At 52.2% G+C, this 22,215-nt stretch carries 21 protein-coding genes and 3 tRNA genes; all 24 read right to left on the reverse strand.

The genetic code is table 11. The annotated features are described in order from the left end of the window. Nucleotide 1 precedes the first annotated feature (1 nt). Nucleotides 2-808 carry a 30S ribosomal protein S3 gene (rpsC, locus tag RGQ30_RS14275; protein WP_130557585.1) on the reverse strand — a complete coding sequence of 269 codons (807 nt, stop codon included), beginning with the start codon at nt 806-808 and terminating at the stop codon, nt 2-4. 9 nt (nt 809-817) lie between these two features. After that, on the reverse strand, nt 818-1,147 hold the full coding sequence (rplV, locus tag RGQ30_RS14280; protein WP_130557584.1) for a 50S ribosomal protein L22: 330 nt from the start codon (nt 1,145-1,147) through the stop codon (nt 818-820). 10 nt (nt 1,148-1,157) lie between these two features. Next, entirely contained in the window at nt 1,158-1,433 is a 276-nt protein-coding gene (gene rpsS, locus RGQ30_RS14285) for a 30S ribosomal protein S19 (RefSeq protein WP_130557583.1), read from the reverse strand. A 15-nt stretch (nt 1,434-1,448) separates the two neighbouring features. Then, complete coding sequence (rplB, locus tag RGQ30_RS14290) at nt 1,449-2,276, reverse strand: 50S ribosomal protein L2 (RefSeq protein WP_130557582.1); 828 nt, start codon at nt 2,274-2,276, stop codon at nt 1,449-1,451. 1 nt (nt 2,277) lies between these two features. After that, nucleotides 2,278-2,574, reverse strand: coding sequence for a 50S ribosomal protein L23 (gene rplW / locus RGQ30_RS14295; RefSeq protein WP_130557581.1), 297 nt, complete (start codon nt 2,572-2,574; stop codon nt 2,278-2,280). Continuing rightward, a complete protein-coding gene (gene rplD / locus RGQ30_RS14300) occupies nt 2,571-3,191 on the reverse strand; it encodes a 50S ribosomal protein L4 (protein ID WP_130557580.1) in 621 nt (206 codons plus the stop codon). The genes rplW and rplD overlap by 4 nt, the downstream gene beginning before the upstream one ends. A gap of 10 nt (nt 3,192-3,201) precedes the next feature. Beyond that, entirely contained in the window at nt 3,202-3,846 is a 645-nt protein-coding gene (gene rplC / locus RGQ30_RS14305; RefSeq protein WP_130557579.1) for a 50S ribosomal protein L3, read from the reverse strand. 99 nt (nt 3,847-3,945) lie between these two features. After that, nucleotides 3,946-4,257, reverse strand: a complete 312-nt coding sequence (gene rpsJ, locus RGQ30_RS14310) for a 30S ribosomal protein S10 (protein WP_130557578.1) — start codon at nt 4,255-4,257, stop codon at nt 3,946-3,948. 99 nt (nt 4,258-4,356) lie between these two features. Then, a complete protein-coding gene (tuf, locus tag RGQ30_RS14315) occupies nt 4,357-5,550 on the reverse strand; it encodes an elongation factor Tu (RefSeq protein WP_130557569.1) in 1,194 nt (397 codons plus the stop codon). 33 nt (nt 5,551-5,583) lie between these two features. Next, a complete protein-coding gene (gene fusA, locus RGQ30_RS14320) occupies nt 5,584-7,686 on the reverse strand; it encodes an elongation factor G (protein ID WP_130557577.1) in 2,103 nt (700 codons plus the stop codon). 18 nt (nt 7,687-7,704) lie between these two features. Beyond that, entirely contained in the window at nt 7,705-8,175 is a 471-nt protein-coding gene (gene rpsG, locus RGQ30_RS14325) for a 30S ribosomal protein S7 (RefSeq protein WP_008253357.1), read from the reverse strand. A 124-nt stretch (nt 8,176-8,299) separates the two neighbouring features. Continuing rightward, nucleotides 8,300-8,686, reverse strand: coding sequence for a 30S ribosomal protein S12 (gene rpsL, locus RGQ30_RS14330; protein ID WP_105028062.1), 387 nt, complete (start codon nt 8,684-8,686; stop codon nt 8,300-8,302). A gap of 142 nt (nt 8,687-8,828) precedes the next feature. Continuing rightward, nucleotides 8,829-13,058, reverse strand: a complete 4,230-nt coding sequence (gene rpoC, locus RGQ30_RS14335; protein WP_130557576.1) for a DNA-directed RNA polymerase subunit beta' — start codon at nt 13,056-13,058, stop codon at nt 8,829-8,831. A 23-nt stretch (nt 13,059-13,081) separates the two neighbouring features. Further along, on the reverse strand, nt 13,082-17,191 hold the full coding sequence (rpoB, locus tag RGQ30_RS14340) for a DNA-directed RNA polymerase subunit beta (protein ID WP_130557575.1): 4,110 nt from the start codon (nt 17,189-17,191) through the stop codon (nt 13,082-13,084). A gap of 137 nt (nt 17,192-17,328) precedes the next feature. Further along, nucleotides 17,329-17,703, reverse strand: a complete 375-nt coding sequence (gene rplL / locus RGQ30_RS14345) for a 50S ribosomal protein L7/L12 (RefSeq protein WP_130557574.1) — start codon at nt 17,701-17,703, stop codon at nt 17,329-17,331. A 47-nt stretch (nt 17,704-17,750) separates the two neighbouring features. Next, nucleotides 17,751-18,281 (reverse strand): 50S ribosomal protein L10, encoded by a 531-nt coding sequence (gene rplJ, locus RGQ30_RS14350; protein WP_130557573.1) that lies wholly within the window; start codon nt 18,279-18,281, stop codon nt 17,751-17,753. 210 nt (nt 18,282-18,491) lie between these two features. Continuing rightward, nucleotides 18,492-19,190: a 50S ribosomal protein L1 gene (rplA, locus tag RGQ30_RS14355; protein ID WP_130557572.1), complete on the reverse strand. Its 699-nt coding sequence runs from the start codon at nt 19,188-19,190 to the stop codon at nt 18,492-18,494. After that, nucleotides 19,191-19,622, reverse strand: a complete 432-nt coding sequence (gene rplK, locus RGQ30_RS14360; protein WP_130557571.1) for a 50S ribosomal protein L11 — start codon at nt 19,620-19,622, stop codon at nt 19,191-19,193. Between the two features lie 111 nt (nt 19,623-19,733). After that, the gene (gene nusG, locus RGQ30_RS14365) at nt 19,734-20,267 is read right to left on the reverse strand and encodes a transcription termination/antitermination protein NusG (protein ID WP_130557570.1); all 534 of its coding nucleotides are present in this window, start codon (nt 20,265-20,267) and stop codon (nt 19,734-19,736) included. Continuing rightward, nucleotides 20,267-20,695: a preprotein translocase subunit SecE gene (secE, locus tag RGQ30_RS14370; protein ID WP_338284531.1), complete on the reverse strand. Its 429-nt coding sequence runs from the start codon at nt 20,693-20,695 to the stop codon at nt 20,267-20,269. Before secE ends, nusG begins: the two co-directional genes overlap by 1 nt. A gap of 12 nt (nt 20,696-20,707) precedes the next feature. After that, nucleotides 20,708-20,783 (reverse strand) — tRNA-Trp (locus tag RGQ30_RS14375). A gap of 15 nt (nt 20,784-20,798) precedes the next feature. Further along, nucleotides 20,799-21,992 carry an elongation factor Tu gene (gene tuf, locus RGQ30_RS14380; protein ID WP_130557569.1) on the reverse strand — a complete coding sequence of 398 codons (1,194 nt, stop codon included), beginning with the start codon at nt 21,990-21,992 and terminating at the stop codon, nt 20,799-20,801. 49 nt (nt 21,993-22,041) lie between these two features. Beyond that, a tRNA-Thr gene (locus tag RGQ30_RS14385) sits at nt 22,042-22,116 on the reverse strand. 17 nt (nt 22,117-22,133) lie between these two features. Beyond that, nucleotides 22,134-22,207, reverse strand: a tRNA-Gly gene (locus RGQ30_RS14390). Nucleotides 22,208-22,215: the final 8 nt, after the last annotated feature.

The raw sequence follows: 22,215 nt of genomic DNA on the forward strand, positions 1-22,215 counted from the left end.
TTTACTGTTCTGAGGAAGTGCTTGCAGCGCCTTCCTCTTTGTTTGCACCACTAGCTGCTGCGCTAGCACCTTCGGGTTTGCGTGCCTTGCGGGCACCTGCACCAGCTGGGCGAGTTGAAGGACGACGCGGACGGCGCTCTTCTTTTTCTGCCTCGACCGGCGCTGCTGCCACATCGCCACGTCCCAAGGTATCGCCCTTGTAGACCCAAACCTTGATACCGATAATGCCGTAAGTTGTTGCGGCTTCGCTGGTCGCGTAATCGATGTCGGCGCGCAGTGTATGCAAAGGCACACGGCCTTCACGGTACCATTCTGTACGGGCAATCTCGATACCATTCAGACGTCCTGAAGACATGATCTTGATACCCTGTGCACCTGTGCGCATGGCATTCTGCATCGCGCGCTTCATCGCACGGCGGAACATGATGCGGCGCTCAAGTTGCTGAGAGATACCATCCGCAATCAGTTGCGCATCGATTTCAGGCTTGCGAACTTCTTCGATGTTCACGTGAACGGGAACACCAACAAGCTTCTGCAAGCTGGCTTTCAACAGCTCAATGTCTTCGCCTTTCTTGCCAATCACTACGCCTGGACGGGCGGAATAGATTGTCACGCGAGCATTCTTGGCAGGACGCTCGATCAGCACTCGGCCTACAGATGCGTTCTTCAACTTCTTTTTCAGGAAATCACGAACCTGGATGTCTTCAAGAAGCATCTTGGAGAAATCACTATTCGATGCGTACCAGCGAGAAGCCCAGTTGCGTGATACCGCCAGGCGAAAGCCCGTAGGGTTAATTTTCTGACCCATGTAACCCCCTTAGTTTCCAACCGTCACATAAATGTGACTGGTCTTCTTAGTGATACGATTGCCGCGACCTTTGGCGCGCGCTGTAAAGCGCTTCAACACAGGCCCCTCTTCCACATAAATTGTTTTCACTTTCAACTCATCTACATCAGCACCATCGTTGTGCTCAGCATTGGCAATTGCACTTTCCAACACTTTCTTCACAATCAATGCCGCTTTCTGTGGTGAGAAAGCCAGGATGTTCAAGGCTTGGTCAACCTTCTTTCCGCGAATCAAATCAGCGACCATACGGCCACGCTGAGGAGACAAGCGAACACCCTTTAAAATTGCACGAGTTTCCATTTCCTACCCCTTATCGCTTGGCCTTCTTGTCAGCCGCGTGACCCTTGAAAGTGCGTGTCAACGCAAATTCACCGAGCTTGTGACCAACCATGTTTTCATTGATATACACAGGCACGTGTTGCTTGCCATTGTGTACAGCGATTGTCAGACCGATGAACTCAGGGAGAACAGTCGAGCGACGGGACCAGGTTTTAATTGGACGCTTGTCCTTGGTTGCTGCAGCAGCCTCTACTTTTTTGATCAAGTGGGCGTCGCAGAAAGGACCTTTTTTTAATGAACGAGACATATCTGTTTACCCCACTTAACGCTTGTGACGACGCTGAACAATCATCGAATTGGTACGCTTGTTGTTGCGAGTGCGATAACCTTTTGTCGGCTGACCCCATGGGCTAACAGGTACACGGCCTTCGCCGGTCTTGCCTTCACCACCACCGTGAGGGTGATCAACCGGGTTCATCGCTGTACCACGAACTGTTGGGCGAATACCCTTCCAGCGTGTAGCACCAGCCTTACCCACTTTCTTCAAGCTGTTCTCTTCGTTGCTGACTTCACCGATGGTGGCGCGGCACTCAATATGCACACGACGAATTTCACCGGAGCGCAAGCGCATCTGAGCGTAAGTACCATCACGGGCCAACAGCATGGCGGAGCCACCTGCCGAACGCGCGATCTGGGCACCCTTGCCTGGCAACATTTCTACGCAATGTACAGTGGTACCTACGGGGATATTGCGAATCGGCAGAGTGTTGCCAATCTTGATCGGCGCTTCAGAACCGTTCAACACAACCTGACCCAACTGCAAACCGCGTGGCGCGATGATGTATGCGCGCTCGCCGTCTGCGTAGCAAATTAGGGCAATGTGGGCCGTCCGGTTTGGATCGTACTCAATGGTTTCCACTTTCGCAGGAATACCATCCTTGTTTCGCTTGAAGTCAACCATGCGATAGTGCTGCTTGTGACCACCACCCATGTGACGGGTAGTAATGTGACCGTTGTTGTTACGGCCAGCAGTTTTTGACTTCTTCTCGAGCAGCGGAGCGTAAGGCTCACCCTTGTGCAGATGCGGGTGCACCACTTTCACCATGGCACGACGGCCAGGCGATGTTGGCTTTAATTTAACTAATGGCATGTTACGCAGCCTCCGAGAAATTAATTTCCTGACCTGCTTTCAGCGCGACATAGGCCTTGCGCGTATCGGAGCGACGTCCGATTGTTCGGCCAAAGCGCTTTTGCTTGCCAGCAATATTGACAACACGCACCGCATCAACTTCAACCTTGAACAACAGTTCTACAGCCGCTTTGATTTCATGCTTTGTTGCAGTGGAGCACACTTTGAAAGCGATTTGCTCGTGCTTGTCGGCCAGCATGGTGCTCTTTTCAGAGACGATGGGTGCCAACAGAATTTTCATTAAACGCTGGGTGTTCATGCGTACATCTCCTGCAGTTTGTCGATTGCAGCGCGGGTTGCAACCACTTTCTTGAAATAGATCAAGGAAAGCGGATCTGCATAGCGCGGCTCAACCACTGCCACATTGGGCAAGTTTCTGGATGCCAGGTACAAATTCTCATCGACCGAGTCCACGATCATCAAGACAGAATCAAGACCCATGCCTTTCAACTTCTGATCAAGCAGCTTGGTTTTTGGCGCTTCCAGACCCAAGGACTCAACCACCACCAGGCGACCTTCACGGCTCAACTGGGAGAGAATCGAACACACACCAGCACGGAACATTTTCTTGTTCAGCTTTTGCGTGAAATTCTCATTGGGAGAATTTGGGAATGTTTTGCCGCCTCCACGCCACAGTGGGCTGGACACAGCACCAGCACGAGCACGGCCAGTACCTTTCTGCTTCCAGGGCTTGCGCGTAGAAGCACGAACTTCCGAACGGTCTTTCTGCTGACGCGTACCCTGACGAGCATTGGCCTGATAAGCAACTACCAGCTGATGAATCAGCGGTTCGTTGTATTCACGACCAAACACCACATCGGAAACCTGAACAGTTTGAGAGGCCTGCCCAGAATCACTTATGACTTTCAATTCCATCTGGTTCCCCTTACGCCTTTGCCTTGACAGCCGGCTTGACCAACAACTGACCGCCTTTTGAACCGGGCACTGCACCCTTGATCAAAAGAAGACCACGCTCGGCGTCAACACGCACCACTTCCAGATTCTGGGTTGTGCGGTTTACGTTACCCAACTGACCAGCCATGCGCTTACCAGGAAATACACGACCTGGATCCTGAGCCATACCGATTGAACCGGGGGCATTGTGGGAGATCGAGTTACCGTGGGAAGCTCGCTGGGAGCTAAAGTGGTGACGCTTGATTGCACCACTGAAACCCTTACCCTGCGTTACACCGCTAACGTCAACTTTTTGACCGGGCGCGAAAATTTCGGCGGAGACAGCAGCACCGACTTGCAATTCTGCAAGCTTGGCAGTGTCAACACGGAATTCAACCAGGGAAGAAGCTGCTTCAATTGAAGCTGCAGCGAAGTGACCAGCCTGCGCCTTGACGACACGGGAGGCACGACGTGACCCGTAGGCCAACTGAACGGCTGTGTAGCCGTCTTGTTCGAGTGTTTTGAGCTGCGCAACACGGTTAGAAGACACATCTACCACTGTCACGGGAATAGAAACACCCGCGTCAGTAAAGATGCGCATCATGCCGATCTTGCGACCAATAAGGCCTAGACTCATGATTTCTCCAATTTCGGCTACGATTGGCCGAATAATTAAATTCTATCTAAAGCTAACCTTATGAAAAGGTTAGCCAAAGAGTATATGCGTTAATTTGATTTATTGCAACTTGATTTCTACATCCACGCCCGCGGGCAGATCCAGCTTCATCAGTGCATCAACTGTTTTGTCGGTTGGATCAACAATGTCCATCAGACGCTGGTGCGTACGAATTTCAAACTGATCGCGTGATGTCTTGTTCACGTGTGGTGAACGCAAGATGTCGAAACGCTTGATACGCGTTGGAAGAGGAACCGGACCCTTGACAACTGCGCCAGTGCGCTTTGCAGTTTCCACGATTTCGAGTGCAGACTGATCAATCAGTTTGTAGTCGAATGCTTTCAAGCGAATACGAATTTTCTGGTTATTCATGTTGCGTCCTAAAGAGCTGAAAGAGTGTGACCAAACTGATCTTTTGGCTCACCTCTGTGTTACCCGCACCAAACAGATGGTGCGGGCTTATATCAAGTATTACTTGGTGATTTTGGCAACTACGCCAGCACCTACCGTACGGCCACCTTCGCGAATCGCGAAACGCAGACCTTCTTCCATCGCGATTGGCGCAATCAATTCAACATTGATTGACACGTTGTCGCCTGGCAGAACCATTTCCTTGCCTTCGGGCAGGCTGATTGAGCCTGTCACGTCGGTTGTACGGAAGTAGAACTGAGGACGGTAGTTGTTGAAGAATGGAGTGTGACGTCCGCCTTCTTCTTTGCTCAACACGTAGATTTCGGCGCTGAAGCCAGTGTGTGGCTTGATTGAACCGGGCTTGGCCAATACCTGACCACGCTCCACGTCTTCACGCTTGGTACCACGCAGCAACACGCCCACGTTGTCACCAGCCTGACCTTGATCCAGCAACTTGCGGAACATTTCAACACCGGTACAAATGGTCTTGACTGTGTCCTTGATACCCACGATTTCGATTTCTTCGCCGACTTTAACCACACCACGCTCGATACGGCCAGTTACCACTGTACCGCGACCGGAGATGGAGAACACGTCTTCGATTGGCATCAGGAAGGTGCCGTCTACTGCGCGCTCTGGTGTAGGAATGTAGGTATCCAGGGCTTCGGCCAGACGCTTGATCGCGCCTTCGCCCAAATCGCCTGTGTCGCCTTCCAGGGCCAGCTTGGCTGAACCTTTCACGATTGGCACGTCGTCGCCTGGGAAGTCGTACTTGGACAGTAGCTCGCGCACTTCCATTTCAACCAGTTCCAGCAACTCTTCGTCATCTACCATGTCGCACTTGTTCAGGAACACGATGATGTAAGGCACGCCAACCTGGCGGGCCAACAAGATGTGCTCACGTGTCTGTGGCATGGGGCCGTCAGCGGCTGAACACACCAAGATTGCGCCGTCCATCTGCGCTGCACCGGTAATCATGTTCTTTACATAGTCAGCGTGGCCTGGGCAATCCACGTGTGCGTAGTGACGTGTTTCTGTCTCGTACTCAACGTGCGCTGTGTTAATTGTAATGCCGCGCGCCTTTTCTTCCGGTGCCGCATCAATCTGGTCGTAGCCCTTGGCTTCACCGTGACCGCTCAAACGAGCCAACACTGTTGTGATCGCCGCTGTCAATGTTGTCTTGCCATGGTCCACGTGACCAATCGTTCCAACGTTTACGTGTGGCTTCTTACGCTCAAACTTTTCTTTTGCCATTGCAAATACCTCTTTTCAGTTCTTTGATTTCAATTATTTGGCGCGGGCGCTGATCACAGCGTCTGCAACGTTTTTGGGTGCTTCGCTGTAGTGCTTGAATTCCATGCTGTACGTTGCACGACCCTGAGTCAGGGAGCGCAATGTTGTGGAATAACCAAACATTTCAGCCAAAGGCACTTCAGCCTTAATTGCCTTGCCACCACCAGGAATATCGTCCATACCCTGAACCACACCGCGACGTGATGACAAATCGCCCATCACAGTACCAGCATAGTCTTCTGGTGACTCAACTTCAACAGCCATCATTGGCTCGAGCAGCACGGGGCTTGCGCGGCGCATACCTTCCTTGAAACCCATTGAAGCAGCGATTTTGAACGCTGTTTCGTTGGAGTCAACGTCGTGGTATGAACCGAAGTGCAAGGCCACTTTAACGTCAACAACCGGGTAGCCGGCCAATACACCATTGCTCAGGGATTCTTCAATACCTTTCTGAACCGCAGGAATGTATTCACGAGGAACAACACCACCTTTGATTTCGTCGAGGAACTCAAAACCCTTGCCCGCTTCGTTTGGCTCAACGCGGAGAACCACGTGACCGTACTGACCGCGACCGCCAGACTGGCGAACAAACTTGCCTTCGACTTCTTTCACGGTATTGCGGATGGTTTCGCGGTAAGCCACTTGCGGCTTGCCTACGTTGGCTTCTACGCCAAATTCACGCTTCATGCGGTCCACGATAATTTCGAGGTGCAATTCGCCCATACCAGCAATAATGGTTTGACCAGATTCTTCGTCTGTGCGAACACGGAATGAAGGATCTTCTGCAGCCAAACGACCCAAGGCGATACCCATTTTTTCCTGGTCTGTCTTGGTTTTTGGCTCTACAGCCTGCGCAATCACCGGCTCCGGGAACACCATGCGTTCCAGGGTAATGATCGCTGAAGGATCACACAGGGTTTCACCCGTGGTCACGTCTTTCAAGCCCACGCAAGCAGCGATGTCGCCAGCACGAATTTCTTCGACTTCCTGACGGTTATTGGCGTGCATCTGAACGATACGGCCAATACGCTCTTTCTTGCCACGCACCGGGTTGTAAACAGAGTCACCCTTGTTCAATACACCGGAATACACGCGAACGAATGTCAACTGACCTACGAACGGGTCGGTCATCAGCTTGAATGCTAAGGCAGACAACTTCTCTTCGTCGTTGGCATGGCGAACAATCGGCTCTTCGTCTTCGTCTGTACCGGACACTGGTGGAATATCCACGGGTGACGGCAGGAAGTCGATAACCGCGTCCAACATGCGCTGTACACCTTTGTTCTTGAAAGCCGTACCACACAACATCGGCTGAATTTCAGTCGAGATGGTGCGGGTGCGAATACCAAGAATGATTTCTTCTTCAGACAAGGTACCTTCTTCAAGGTATTTGTTCATCAGTTCTTCAGAGGCTTCGGCAGCAGCCTCAACCATCTGCTCACGCCACTTGTCCGCTTCAGCTTGCAATTCCGCAGGAATTTCACGGTAGTCAAACTTCATGCCCTGAGATGCTTCATCCCAGTAAATCGCTTTCATCTTGATCAAATCAACCACGCCCTGGAATTTTTCTTCCGAGCCGATTGGGATCACGATAGGAACAGGATTCGCACGCAAGCGCAGGCGCATCTGCTCGACCACCTTGAAGAAGTTGGCACCGGTACGGTCCATCTTGTTCACGAAGGCCAAACGAGGCACCTTGTACTTGTTGGCTTGCCGCCAAACAGTTTCAGACTGGGGCTGAACACCGCCTACTGCACAGTAGACCATGCAAGCACCGTCCAACACACGCATGGAACGCTCAACTTCAATCGTGAAGTCCACGTGCCCTGGGGTGTCGATGATGTTGAAGCGGTGTTCCTGGTAGGAATTGTCCATGCCTTTCCAGAAACAGGTTGTTGCAGCGGAGGTAATGGTAATACCGCGCTCTTGTTCCTGCTCCATCCAGTCCATGGTGGCCGCACCGTCGTGCACTTCACCAATCTTGTGACTGACGCCTGTGTAAAACAGGATACGTTCAGTCGTTGTGGTTTTTCCGGCATCAATGTGCGCGGAAATACCAATGTTACGATATCGCTCAATGGGCGTCTTACGAGCCATTTGCTACTCCAGTTAAATTTAGAATCGGAAATGCGAGAAGGCTTTGTTGGCTTCAGCCATGCGGTGCACTTCATCACGCTTCTTCATCGCACCACCGCGACCTTCTGCTGCCTCTAGCAGTTCACCTGCAAGGCGAAGATCCATAGACTTTTCACTACGCTTCTTGGCTGCTTCACGCACCCAACGCATGGCCAGGGCCAAACGACGTGAGGGACGAACTTCCACCGGAACTTGGTAGTTCGCACCACCGACGCGGCGAGACTTCACTTCAACAACAGGCTTTACGTTGTTGATCGCGGCGTTGAACACCTCGAGTGGGTCTTTACCAGCTTTCGTTGAGATGCTGTCAAAAGCACCGTAAATAATGCGTTCAGCAACAGCTTTCTTGCCAGACAACATGATGACGTTCATGAACTTGGCTACTTCTGTGCTTTGAAACTTTGGATCTGGCAGCACTTCTCTGCGCTGCACTTCGCGACGACGTGGCATCTTGACTATTCCTTTATCTTCAGCGTGGGCAATCCCACTTATGCATCTGCTTACTCGACACACCAGATGTGTGCCGCACGGAATGCGGTTTTAAATTGACCAATGTAATAAATTACCTGGCTTATTACTTGGCTTTGGCAGCTTTAGGACGCTTCGAACCATACTTGGAACGAGCTTGCTTACGATCCTTAACGCCTTGCAAGTCGAGTGAACCACGTACGATGTGGTAACGCACACCAGGCAAGTCTTTCACACGACCACCGCGGATCAAGACAACAGAGTGTTCCTGCAGGTTGTGGCCTTCACCACCGATGTAGGAAATCACTTCGAAGCCGTTGGTCAGGCGAACTTTGGCTACTTTACGCAGCGCAGAGTTTGGTTTTTTTGGAGTTGTTGTGTAAACACGAGTACACACGCCACGCTTTTGAGGGCAATCCTCAAGCGCGGGGCTCTTGCTTTTCATGGTCACACTGGTGCGTGGTTTGCGCACAAGTTGATTAATGGTTGGCATAGTTCCAGTTCCGGTTAAAAAAACAAAAGGGCCGCGGGCAGACCCGCAGCCAATTCAGCCCGCGATTGTATTCCAAAATACAATCACGGGTCAATCATGAAGGCGATGTTTTCACACCACCTTTCATATTCACGTCAACAACTTAGGCTTCGTCAGAACCCTCAGCGGCTGGCATGTTGAACAAGGCCTCGGCTTGCGCACGTGGATCATGTTCAGCTTCCATCTGGCGCAGCTCTTCAGCTTCGCGCCCTTCCTTGTCTTTGCGTGCCTTGTGGAACGCCATACCTGTACCAGCAGGAATCAAGCGACCAACGATCACGTTTTCTTTCAGACCACGCAATTCGTCGCGCTTGCCCATGATGGCCGCTTCGGTCAATACACGGGTTGTTTCCTGGAAGGAAGCAGCCGAGATGAACGAGTCGGTTGACAAGGACGCCTTGGTAATACCCAGCAAGATATTTTGGTAGCTTGCTTCGCGCTTGTTTTCACTGCGCATTTTGTCGTTCGCATCCAACAACTCGGAGCGCTCGACCTGTTCACCAGGAATGAAGCCGGTTTCGCCCGGATCATCCACAATCACGCGACGCAACATCTGACGAACAATCACTTCGATGTGCTTGTCGTTGATCTTCACGCCCTGCAAGCGGTAAACATCCTGTACTTCGTCCACGATGTATCGCGCCAAGGCTTCAATGCCCAGCAAGCGCAGAATGTCGTGTGGATCTGCAGGACCGTCAACAATGGATTCGCCCTTGTTCACCACCTGACCATCGTGTACCAGCACGTGTTTGTCTTTGGGAATCAGGAACTCGTGTGACACGCCGTCCAGGTCGGTGATGACCAGACGCTGCTTACCCTTGGTGTCCTTACCGAAAGAGACCGTACCAGTCACTTCAGCCAACATGCCGGCATCTTTTGGAGAACGGGCTTCAAACAATTCGGCCACGCGGGGCAGACCACCGGTAATGTCACGGGTTTTCTGGCTTTCCTGAGGAATACGCGCCAGTACTTCACCCACGTACACATCTTGGTTGTCGCGCACAGTAATCAGCGCACCAACTGGGAAGCTGATGTTCACGGAATGGTCTGATCCAGCGATCTTGACTTCATTGCCCTGTGGATCAATCAATTTAACCTGTGGGCGCTCGCCCTTGCTGCCAGCGGTACGACGCTTGGCATCAATAACCACCAAAGTGGACAAACCGGTTACATCATCAATCTGCTTGGCAACAGTGGCGCCCTCTTCGATGTTCTCGAAGCGGATTTTGCCGGCATATTCGGTCACGATTGGACGTGTCAACGGATCCCAGGTTGCCAGCATGGCGCCAGCCTTGACCTGGTTGCCGTCGGACACAGCCAATGTTGCACCGTAAGGCACCTTGTGACGCTCGCGCTCACGACCAAAGTCGTCGGTGATCAGTACTTCACCCGAACGGGAAATAACGATCTGCTCGCCTTTTGCATTTGTGATGTAGCGCATTGTTGCGGTAAAGCGAATGACACCATTCGATTTGGCTTCAATGCTGGACACCACAGCTGCACGGGACGCCGCACCACCGATGTGGAACGTACGCATGGTCAACTGGGTACCAGGTTCACCGATGGACTGGGCCGCGATAACACCGACAGCCTCGCCATTGTTGACCAGGTAACCACGACCCAGGTCGCGGCCATAACACTTGGCGCACAGGCCATAGCGTGTGTCGCAAGACAACGGTGTGCGCACGCGCACCTCGTCGATACCCAGATGATCAATCAGTTCAACCGCATCTTCGTCGAGCAACTTGCCCACTTCGAACACGGTTTCCTGGGTTTCAGGGTTGACGACATCGGCAACAACCACACGACCCAAAATACGGTCGCGCAGCGCTTCGATGACTTCACCACCTTCTACTAGGGCCTTCATGGCCACGCCATTGGTGGTGCCACAATCGTCTTCAACAACAACCAGATCCTGGGTCACGTCAACCAGACGACGTGTCAGGTAACCGGAGTTGGCAGTTTTCAAAGCCGTGTCGGCCAGACCCTTACGCGCACCGTGTGTGGAAATGAAGTACTGCAATACGTTCAGACCTTCGCGGAAGTTCGCGATGATCGGTGTTTCAATAATGGAGCCATCCGGCTTGGCCATCAGGCCTCGCATACCGGCAAGCTGTCGGATCTGCGCTGCAGAACCACGCGCACCGGAGTCGGCCATCATGTAAATCGCGTTGAACGATTCCTGACGCACTTCGTTGCCGTTGCGGTCGATCACAGGCTCAGTCGCCAGCTGTTCCATCATGGCCTTGCCCACCTGGTCACCTGCACGGCCCCAAATGTCAACCACCTTGTTGTAACGCTCGCCCTGGGTAACCAGACCGGAGGTGTACTGAGATTGAATCTCTTTCACTTCGGCTTCAGCCGCAGCGATGATGACCTGCTTCTGAGCAGGTACAACCATATCGCCCATGGCGATCGAAATGCCACCGCGTGTCGCCATGCGGAAACCAAACTGCATCAGCTTGTCGGCGAAAATCACGGTTTCACGCAGACCACAGCGACGGAATGACGCGTTGATCAAGCGAGAAATTTCCTTCTTCTTCAGTGGACGATCGATGAAGGAGAATGGCAAACCTGGTGGCAGGATTTCTGACAGCAAGGCACGACCAACGGTTGTTTCGTAACGTGTGCGCTTGGAGGTCTTTTCGCCTGTTTCCTTGTTGACATCGAATTCGGTGATACGCACGGTTACGCGCGTGGCCAATTCAACTTCCTTGTTGTCGTATGCGCGGTTTGCCTCGCCCACGTCAGCAAACATGATGCCTTCGTTGCGGCCATTCACTCGGTCGCGAGTTGTGTAGTACAGACCCAGCACGATGTCTTGTGACGGTACGATCGAGGGATCGCCGTTGGCAGGGAACAGCACGTTGTTGGAGGCCAACATCAGGGTACGCGCTTCGATCTGGGCTTCCAGAGACAAAGGCACGTGAACCGCCATTTGGTCACCGTCAAAGTCGGCGTTGAACGCGGCACAAACCAGTGGGTGCAATTGAATGGCCTTGCCTTCAATCAACACAGGCTCGAAAGCCTGAATACCCAAGCGGTGCAGCGTTGGCGCGCGGTTCAACATGACCGGATGCTCGCGAATCACTTCTTCCAGGATGTCCCAAACAATGGGTTCCTGGTTTTCAACAAATTTCTTGGCCTGCTTGATTGTGGTTGCAATACCCATCACTTCCAAGCGATTGAAAATGAATGGCTTGAACAATTCGAGCGCCATCAGCTTGGGCAAACCGCACTGGTGCAATTTGAGCTGTGGACCCACCACAATCACGGAACGACCGGAGTAGTCCACGCGCTTGCCCAGCAAGTTTTGACGGAAACGACCGCCCTTGCCCTTAATCATGTCGGCCAATGACTTCAATGGGCGCTTGTTGGCGCCTGTCATGGCCTTGCCGCGACGACCGTTGTCCAGCAATGAATCCACCGCTTCCTGCAGCATGCGCTTTTCGTTGCGCACGATGATGTCAGGGGCATTCAATTCCAGCAGACGCTTCAAACGGTTGTTGCGGTTGATGACGCGACGATACAGGTCGTTCAGGTCAGAGGTCGCAAAACGACCACCGTCCAGCGGCACCAATGGGCGCAATTCTGGTGGCAGCACGGGCAGCACTTCGAGGATCATCCACTCAGGCTTGATGCCTGACTTCTGGAAACCTTCAAGTACCTTCAGACGCTTGGCGATCTTCTTGATCTTGGCTTCTGAATTGGTGGTCGCCAGATCGTCGCGCAAGGTAATCACTTCGCGATCGATGTCGATCGACTTCAACAGTTCGCGAATGCCTTCAGCACCCATGAACGCGACGAAGTCGTCACCATACTCTTCCTGCTTGGCCAAGTAGTCTTCTTCGGTCAGCAGCTGCGCACGCTTGAGCGGAGTCATTCCTGGCTCGACAACGACGAAACCTTCGAAGTACAGAACACGTTCAATGTCCCGCAGGGTCATGTCCAAAACCATACCCAAGCGGGATGGCAAGGATTTCAGGAACCAGATGTGGGCAACAGGCGAGGCCAGGTCAATGTGACCCATGCGCTCACGGCGGACCTTAGCTAGCGTCACTTCAACGCCGCACTTTTCGCAGATTACGCCGCGATGCTTCAGGCGCTTGTACTTGCCGCACAAGCACTCATAGTCCTTGATTGGACCAAAAATTTTGGCGCAAAACAGACCATCGCGCTCAGGTTTGAACGTGCGGTAGTTGATGGTTTCTGGCTTTTTGACTTCACCGAAAGACCACGAACGGATTTTATCGGGCGATGCGATCGCAATCTTGATTGCGTCGAACTGCTCGTCTTGCTGGACCTGTTTAAACAGATCTAATAAAGCTTTCATTTAAATACCTCCGTCGCGACCGATCAATTACGGTCCAGATCAATATCAATACCGAGTGAGCGGATTTCTTTCACGAGTACGTTGAAAGACTCCGGCATACCAGCATCAATCGTGTGATCACCTTTGACCAAATTCTCATACACCTTCGTACGACCATTCACATCGTCTGACTTCACAGTCAGCATTTCCTGCAGAACGTACGATGCGCCATAGGCTTCCAGCGCCCACACTTCCATCTCACCGAAACGCTGACCACCAAACTGGGCTTTACCGCCCAATGGCTGCTGCGTCACCAGAGAGTATGGTCCAGTTGAACGGGCGTGCATCTTGTCATCGACCAAGTGGTGCAGTTTCAGCACGTGCTTGTAACCGACGGTGACCTTGCGGTCAAACGCATCACCAGTACGACCGTCATACAGCGTGACCTGGGTCTTGGACTCGTTAAAGCCCAAAGCCTGCATGCGAGGATCTTCGTCGGGGTAAGCCAGACGGAGCATTTCCAGAATGTCTTCTTCGTTCGCGCCGTCGAATACCGGCGTGGCGAATGGCATACCCTTGGTCAGGTTCTTGCCCATGTTGATGATTTCCAGATCCGTCAGGGAATCCAGATCAACAGTGGTACCTGTGCCGTTGTAGACCTTGTGCAGGTATTCGCGCAGGCGGGCTACAGCATTTTGCTCACGCAACATTTCATTGATGCGATCGCCAATGCCCTTGGCCGCCCAACCGAGGTGGGTTTCAAGAATCTGACCCACGTTCATACGTGAAGGTACACCCAGCGGGTTCAACACGATGTCCACAGGACGGCCATCAGCCATGTGAGGCAGGTCTTCCACAGGCACGATCTTGGAGACCACACCCTTGTTACCGTGACGACCGGCCATCTTGTCACCTGGCTGCAAGCGACGCTTGACTGCCAGGTAAACCTTGACCATTTTCAAAACGCCCGGTGGCAATTCATCGCCTTGAGTCAACTTCTTGCGCTTTTCTTCAAAAGCCAAGTCAAACTGGTGACGCTTGTCTTCAATGGACTTCTTCAATGTTTCGAGTTGTCCAGCAGCTTCTTCCTCTGCAAGGCGAATATCGAACCAGTGGTGATGATCCACTTCTTTCAGGTATTCAGCGCTAATCTTGGTGCCCTTGGCCAGCTTGGCTGGACCACCGTTGGCCACCTTGCCCACGAGGAAACGCTCAATACGGTTAAAAGCATCAGCTTCCACAATACGCATCTGGTCGTTCAAGTCGAGGCGATAGCGCTTCAGTTCGTCGTCGATGATGGACTGAGCGCGCTTGTCGCGTACGATGCCTTCCCGTGTGAACACCTGAACGTCGATCACCGTACCAGTCATGCCGGAAGGCACGCGCAGTGAGGTGTCTTTTACGTCAGAGGCTTTTTCACCGAAAATTGCACGCAGCAGCTTTTCTTCCGGAGTCAGCTGGGTTTCGCCTTTTGGCGTGACCTTGCCAACCATGACGTCACCAGCCTGTACTTCAGCACCGATGTACACAATGCCGGATTCGTCCAGGCGTGACAATTGGGCTTCGGACAGGTTGGAAATGTCGCGTGTGATTTCTTCGGAGCCCAGCTTGGTGTCACGGGCTACAACGGACAATTCTTCAATGTGAATTGAGGTGTAGCGGTCTTCAGCAACCACGCGCTCGGAGATCAAGATTGAATCTTCGAAGTTGTAACCGTTCCAGGGCATGAACGCGACCAGCATGTTTTGACCCAAGGCCAATTCGCCCAAGTCAGTGGATGCACCGTCCGCAATCACATCGCCCTTGGCAATGATGTCGCCTTTGTTGACGATTGGACGCTGGTTGATGTTGGTGTTCTGGTTGGAACGCGTGTACTTGGTCAGGTTGTAGATGTCCACACCCACTGAACCAGATTCCACTTCATTGTCGTTCACGCGGATCACGATGCGGTTTGCATCGACGTAATCGACAACACCGCCATGGTCAGCCACGATTACTGTACCCGAGTCAACGGCTACGGTACGCTCGATACCGGTACCTGCGAACGGCTTTTCTGGACGCAGACATGGCACAGCTTGACGCTGCATGTTTGCACCCATCAACGCACGGTTCGCATCATCGTGTTCGAGGAACGGAATCAATGATGCAGCCACGGACACAATCTGGCCTGGTGCAACGTCCATCAGCTCAACGCCGGACGGATCCATCAACTCGAATTCCCCTGCAACGCGGCAGGAAACCAGATCACCGACCAGGCGCTTCTTGTCGTCAATTTCAGCGTTCGCCTGGGCGATCACATAACGACCTTCTTCAATGGCTGACAGATAAACGATTTCATCGGACACAACACCACCTTCAACCTTGCGGTAAGGTGTTTCCAGGAAGCCGTACTCGTTCAAACGAGCAAACATCGCCATGGAGTTGATCAGACCAATGTTCGGACCTTCCGGTGTTTCGATCGGGCACACACGGCCATAGTGGGTGGTGTGTACGTCACGAACCTCAAAGCCGGCACGCTCACGCGTCAAACCGCCTGGGCCCAGGGCTGAAACACGACGCTTGTGCGTGATTTCAGACAGGGGGTTGGTTTGGTCCATGAACTGCGACAACTGGGAAGAACCGAAGAACTCCTTGATTGCTGCAGAAATTGGCTTGGAGTTGATCAGGTCGTGCGGCATCAGGTTCTCGGCTTCAGCCTGACCCAGACGCTCTTTCACGGCACGCTCAACGCGAACCAGACCTGCGCGGAACTGGTTTTCGGCCAATTCACCCACACAGCGAACACGGCGGTTACCCAAGTGATCGATGTCATCGATTTCACCATTGCCGTTGCGCAGATCCACCAGGATCTTGATCACGGCCAGGATGTCGTCGTCCTGCAGAACCATGGCGCCTTCCACTTCCGGACGGCCCACACGGCGGTTGAATTTCATGCGACCCACACGTGACAGGTCGTAGGAGTCTTCGCTGTAGAACAAGCGGTTGAACAACATTTCAACAGCTTCTTCTGTGGGCGGCTCGCCTGGACGCATCATGCGATAAATGGCCACACGTGCAGCAGTTTGATCTGCTGTTTCGTCAGTTCTCAAAGTTTGAGAAATGTAGGCACCGTGGTCGAGTTCGTTGGTGAAAATTGTTTCGATGGTTTTTACACCGGCATCACGGATCTTGCCCATGATTTCTTCAGTGATTTCATCGTTGGCAGACGCCACAACTTCGCCCGTGCTTCCGTCCACAATGTTCTTGGCCAGCGTACGACCAATGAGGAAGTCTTCCGGTACGGAAATTTTCTTCAGGCCCGCAGCCTCAATATCACGAATGTGTTTTGCGTTGATCCGCTTGTCTTTTTGAACCAAAACCTTGCCGGCTTTGTCGACGATGTCAAACTTGGCAACTTCGCCTTTCAGGCGGGAAGTGACCAGATCCATGGACGCGCCTTCGGATTTGATTTCGAACTGGTCGAAATCAAAGAAGCTGGCCAGGATCTGCTCGTTTTTCATGCCGATGGCTTTGAGCAGGATCGTGACGGGCATCTTGCGACGACGGTCAACACGGAAATACAGAACATCTTTCGGATCAAACTCGAAATCCAGCCATGAACCACGGTATGGAATGATTCGTGCCGAGAACAACAATTTGCCCGAGCTGTGTGTCTTGCCGCGATCGTGTTCAAAAAACACGCCGGGTGACCGATGCAACTGGGACACGATCACACGCTCGGTTCCGTTGATCACGAAAGAACCGTTTTGAGTCATCAGGGGCAGTTCGCCCATATACACCTCCTGCTCCTTGACTTCCTTGACTGTGGGCTTGCTGGCCTCACGATCAAGAAGAACCAAGCGAACGCGAGCGCGCAGCGGGGAGCAGAATGTCAATCCACGCTGCTGACATTCCTTGACGTCAAAAGCTGGTTCACCTAGCGCGTACTGAACGAATTCCAGGCGCGCATAGCCATTGTGGGACACAATCGGAAATACAGACTGGAACGCCGCCTGTAACCCTTGTTCGGCACGCTTCTCAATGGGCAATCCCAATTGAAGAAAGTCAGTGTAGGAGTCAAGTTGAGTGGTGAGAAGATACGGAACATCCAAAACTGGAGGCCGTTTCGCAAAGCTTTTGCGTATGCGTTTTTTCTCGGTGGCAGAGTAAGACATATTTTCTGTCCTGATGTCGAGCGGATTAAGCGATATGCATGTGTTCTACACATGGCTTAACACACTCTGGTTGTAATCGCTCTTTCAAGCGCAAAAAGCCCGGAGGCAAAAACCCCCGGGCATTTCAAAAACCGACATTACTTAACGTCGACTTTCGCACCAGCTTCTTCAAGTTGCTTCTTGACGTCGTCAGCTTCAGCTTTGGAAACGCCTTCTTTAACAGCTTTGGGTGCGCCGTCAACCAGGTCCTTGGCTTCTTTCAGGCCAAGACCGGTCAATGCACGTACTACTTTAATTACGTTTACCTTGCTTTCGCCAGCAGCAGTCAGAATTACGTCGAATTCTGTCTTCTCTTCAGCGGCAGCAGCACCAGCAGCGGCAGGTGCAGCAACTGCTACAGCAGCGGCAGCAGCAGAAACGCCAAACTTCTCTTCCATTTCTTTGATCAGTTCGGACAGTTCGAGTACGGTCATGCCAGCGATGGCGTCGAGGATTTCGGCTTTAGTTGCCATTTGAGTATTCTCCAGTTAAAAGTTTGATTCGGCTATCTTGAAAAAAGTTAAGCAGCTTGCGATTCTTTCTGATCACGAACGGCAGCCACACCGCGAACAAATTTCGTAGGCACTTCGTTAAGAGTGCGTACAAATGTTGCGATAGGTGCTTGCATCGTGCCCAGCAATTTCGACAGAAGTTCATCACGACTTGGCATGGTGGCCAAAGCCTTCACACCGTCAGCACCCATAACCTGGCCTGGCAAAGCACCAGCGGTCAAGATGAGTTTGTCGTTTGTCTTCGCGAAATTAACCAACACTTTGGCTGCTGCGACGGGATCAGCACTGATACCGTAGATCAGCGGGCCAACCATATTGCCGGACAAAGCCTCAAAGGCTGTACCTGCAATGGCTCGCTTTGCCAATGTGTTTTTCAGAACACGCAAATAAACACCTGCTGCACGAGCATCCTTGCGGAGCTGCGTCACACTTTCTACAGACAGACCACGATATTCAGCAACAACCACGGATTGAGCACTGGCCAACTGGCTGGTGATCTCTTCGATGACTGCTGCTTTTTCTTGGCGATTCAATGCCACGGTCTTTCTCCAAAAAGAAGCGCTTATTGCACTGTTTAAAACAGGCGACCGAAATCAAGCTTTGAACGTAAATTCATTACTTTTACTCGGGACCGCCATCTAGGTTGGATGGTTTTTTAAAAAATCAGGCCTGCAAGCAAACCTTCTTTCTCCAACGGTCTTTGACAACCTGAAGCACCGGGAGAACCCGGCGCTTCAGCCCAAAGTTTCTTATTGACCCAAAACTGTAGTCTGGTCAACGCGTACACCACCACCCATGGTGCTGGATACGGCAATCTTTCTCAGATACACACCTTTAGACGATGCTGGCTTCGATTTGTTCAATGCCTCTAGCAATGCCGCCAGATTGGACTTCAACTTGTCCACATCAAACGATGCGCGACCGATTGTGCAATGAACGATACCAGCCTTGTCTGTACGATACTGAACCTGACCAGCCTTGGCGTTTTTAACAGCCGTGGCCACATCAGGAGTTACAGTGCCGACTTTCGGGTTTGGCATCAGGCCGCGAGGACCCAGAATCTGACCCAGCGTACCAACGATACGCATTGTGTCTGGAGACGCAATTACGATGTCGAAGTTCATGTTGCCTGCTTTCACTTCAGCAGCCAGGTCGTCCATACCCACGATGTCGGCACCGGCGGCTTTGGCTTCTTCAGCCTTGGCACCTTGCGCGAACACGGCCACACGTACCGTCTTGCCTGTACCGGCGGGCAAAACCACTGAACCACGAACTACTTGGTCTGATTTACGTGCATCAACGCCCAATTGAATGGCAGCATCTACTGACTCATCAAACTTGGCGGTTGCTGTTTCTTTTACCAGGCCCAGAGCTTGCTCAATGGGATAAAACGCATTGCGATCGATTTTTGCGCGCAATGCCTGAGTGCGTTTTGACAACTTAGCCATTTATAGACCCTCCACCACGATACCCATGCTGCGCGCTGAGCCAGCGATGGTGCGAACAGCAGCATCCATGTCAGCAGCGGTCAGGTCAGGCATCTTTGTTTTTGCGATTTCTTCAGCTTGTTCACGAGTGATCTTACCCACTTTGTCCAGGTGAGGACGTGGAGAACCCTTGGTGATTTTTGCTGCTTTCTTGATCAACACTGTCGCAGGAGGCGTCTTCATGATGAACGTGAAAGACTTGTCTGCGAAGGCGGTGATTACCACTGGAATTGGCAAACCTGGCTCCAAGCCTTGGGTTTGGGCATTGAATGCCTTACAGAATTCCATGATGTTCAAACCGCGTTGACCCAATGCTGGGCCGATGGGTGGTGATGGGTTTGCTTTACCTGCTGGAACTTGCAGCTTGATAAAGCCAATGATTTTCTTGGCCATTGAAATTTCTCCGTGAGTTCAAGCGCAGCTTGCACTGCTCCTCTTGTTGCTCGAATTACCGTTTCTCCTGTCAGCAACTAAATACAGGCGGCGTGAAAACTTATTTCTTCGTCAGACCTTTTCGACCTGATGGAAGTCCAGCTCGACAGGCGTGGCACGACCAAAAATGGTCACAGATACGCGGAGCTTGCTTTTCTCGTAATTGATTTCTTCCACATTGCCATTGAAATCAGCAAAAGGACCTTCCTTGACACGAACCATTTCACCCACTTCATAAAGCACCTTGGGACGTGGCTTTTCAGCACCTTCCTGCATCTGCTTCATGATCTTGTCGACTTCCTTCTGGGAAATCGGCGTGGGGCGGTTTCCGGTTCCACCAATGAAACCCGTGACTTTCGGGGTATTCTTGACCAAATGCCAGGAGTCATCAGTCATTTCCATTTCCACCAACACATAACCAGGGAAGAAACGGCGTTCGGAAATGGACTTTTGTCCACCCTTGATCTCAACAACCTCTTCAGAGGGCACAAGAATCTGGGTAAACAGATCAGAGAACTCAGAACGGTCAATGCGCTCTTGCAACGATTTCTGCACACTCTTCTCAAGGCCAGAGTATACGTGCACCACGTACCAGCGTTTTGACATTATATTGCCCACCCCAAAATCAAGTCGTAAAAGACCCACTCAAGCGTTTTGTCAACCAGCAACAAATAAATGGACATGATCAGCACGAATACGAAAACCACGCCGGTCATCTGCATACCCTCTTTGCGGGTAGGCCAGACCACTCTCTTGGCCTCATTAACGGAGTCTTTGGCAAACCCAACGAACCGCTTACCGGTTTGGGAGAGAAGGAAACTGGCTACAGCCAGACCCACACCAAGCAGAACCACGCCAAGGCGAATAAAGAAGTCTTCTGCGGACAACACTTGGTACGCAATAGCACCACCGATCGCAAAAGCGACCGCCAGCACAAGCATCAGCTTGTCTTGCCCAGTGGAGATTGTTTGAATGTCGTTCTGCGCCATATTCTTAAAATGTAAGCCGCCGCTGAAGTTATTCAGCGGCGGCAATCCTACCAAATTTGGCAGGGCAAGAGGGAATCGAACCCACAACCTTCGGTTTTGGAGACCGACGCTCTGCCAATTGAGCTATTGCCCTAAAAAACCCGAATGATTACTTGGTGATTTTGGCAACTACGCCGGCACCTACAGTACGGCCACCTTCGCGAATCGCGAAACGCAGACCTTCTTCCATCGCGATTGGCGCAATCAATTCAACATTGATTGACACGTTGTCGCCTGGCAGAACCATTTCCTTGCCTTCGGGCAGGCTGATCGAGCCTGTCACGTCGGTTGTACGGAAGTAGAACTGAGGACGGTAGTTGTTGAAGAATGGAGTGTGACGTCCGCCTTCTTCCTTGCTCAACACGTAGATTTCGGCGCTAAAGCCTGTGTGCGGCTTGATTGAACCGGGCTTGGCCAACACCTGACCACGCTCCACGTCTTCACGCTTGGTACCACGCAGCAACACGCCCACGTTGTCACCAGCCTGACCTTGATCCAGCAACTTGCGGAACATTTCAACACCAGTACAAATGGTCTTGACTGTGTCCTTGATACCCACGATTTCGATTTCTTCGCCGACTTTAACCACACCACGCTCGATACGGCCAGTTACCACCGTACCGCGACCGGAGATGGAGAACACGTCTTCGATTGGCATCAGGAAGGTGCCGTCCACTGCGCGCTCTGGTGTAGGAATGTAGGTATCCAGGGCTTCGGCCAGACGCTTGATCGCGCCTTCGCCCAAATCGCCTGTGTCGCCTTCCAGGGCCAGCTTGGCTGAACCTTTCACGATTGGCACGTCGTCGCCTGGGAAGTCGTACTTGGACAGTAGCTCGCGCACTTCCATTTCAACCAGTTCCAGCAACTCTTCGTCGTCCACCATGTCGCACTTGTTCAGGAACACGATGATGTAAGGCACGCCAACCTGGCGGGCCAACAAGATGTGCTCACGTGTCTGTGGCATGGGGCCGTCAGCGGCTGAACATACCAGGATCGCGCCGTCCATCTGCGCCGCACCGGTAATCATGTTCTTTACATAGTCAGCGTGACCTGGGCAATCCACGTGCGCGTAGTGACGTGTTTCTGTCTCGTACTCAACGTGCGCTGTGTTAATTGTAATGCCACGCGCCTTTTCTTCCGGTGCCGCATCAATCTGGTCGTAGCCCTTGGCTTCACCGTGACCGCTCAAACGAGCCAACACTGTTGTGATCGCCGCTGTCAATGTTGTCTTGCCATGGTCTACGTGACCAATCGTTCCAACGTTTACGTGTGGCTTCTTACGCTCAAACTTTTCTTTTGCCATGACGACCTCGGTGCGAGCACCCAACCAAAGGAGTGCGGTTATAACGGTATGGTGCTCATGGGCAGGATCGAACTGCCGACCTCTCCCTTACCAAGGGAGTGCTCTACCACTGAGCCACATGAGCAACTTTCTATTAAAGCCTGGAGCGGGTGAAGGGAATCGAACCCTCGTCATAAGCTTGGAAGGCTTCAGCTCTACCATTGAGCTACACCCGCACACCTTA

Source organism: Limnobacter thiooxidans (assembly GCF_036323495.1).
Classification (GTDB): Bacteria; Pseudomonadota; Gammaproteobacteria; order Burkholderiales; family Burkholderiaceae_B; genus Limnobacter; species Limnobacter thiooxidans.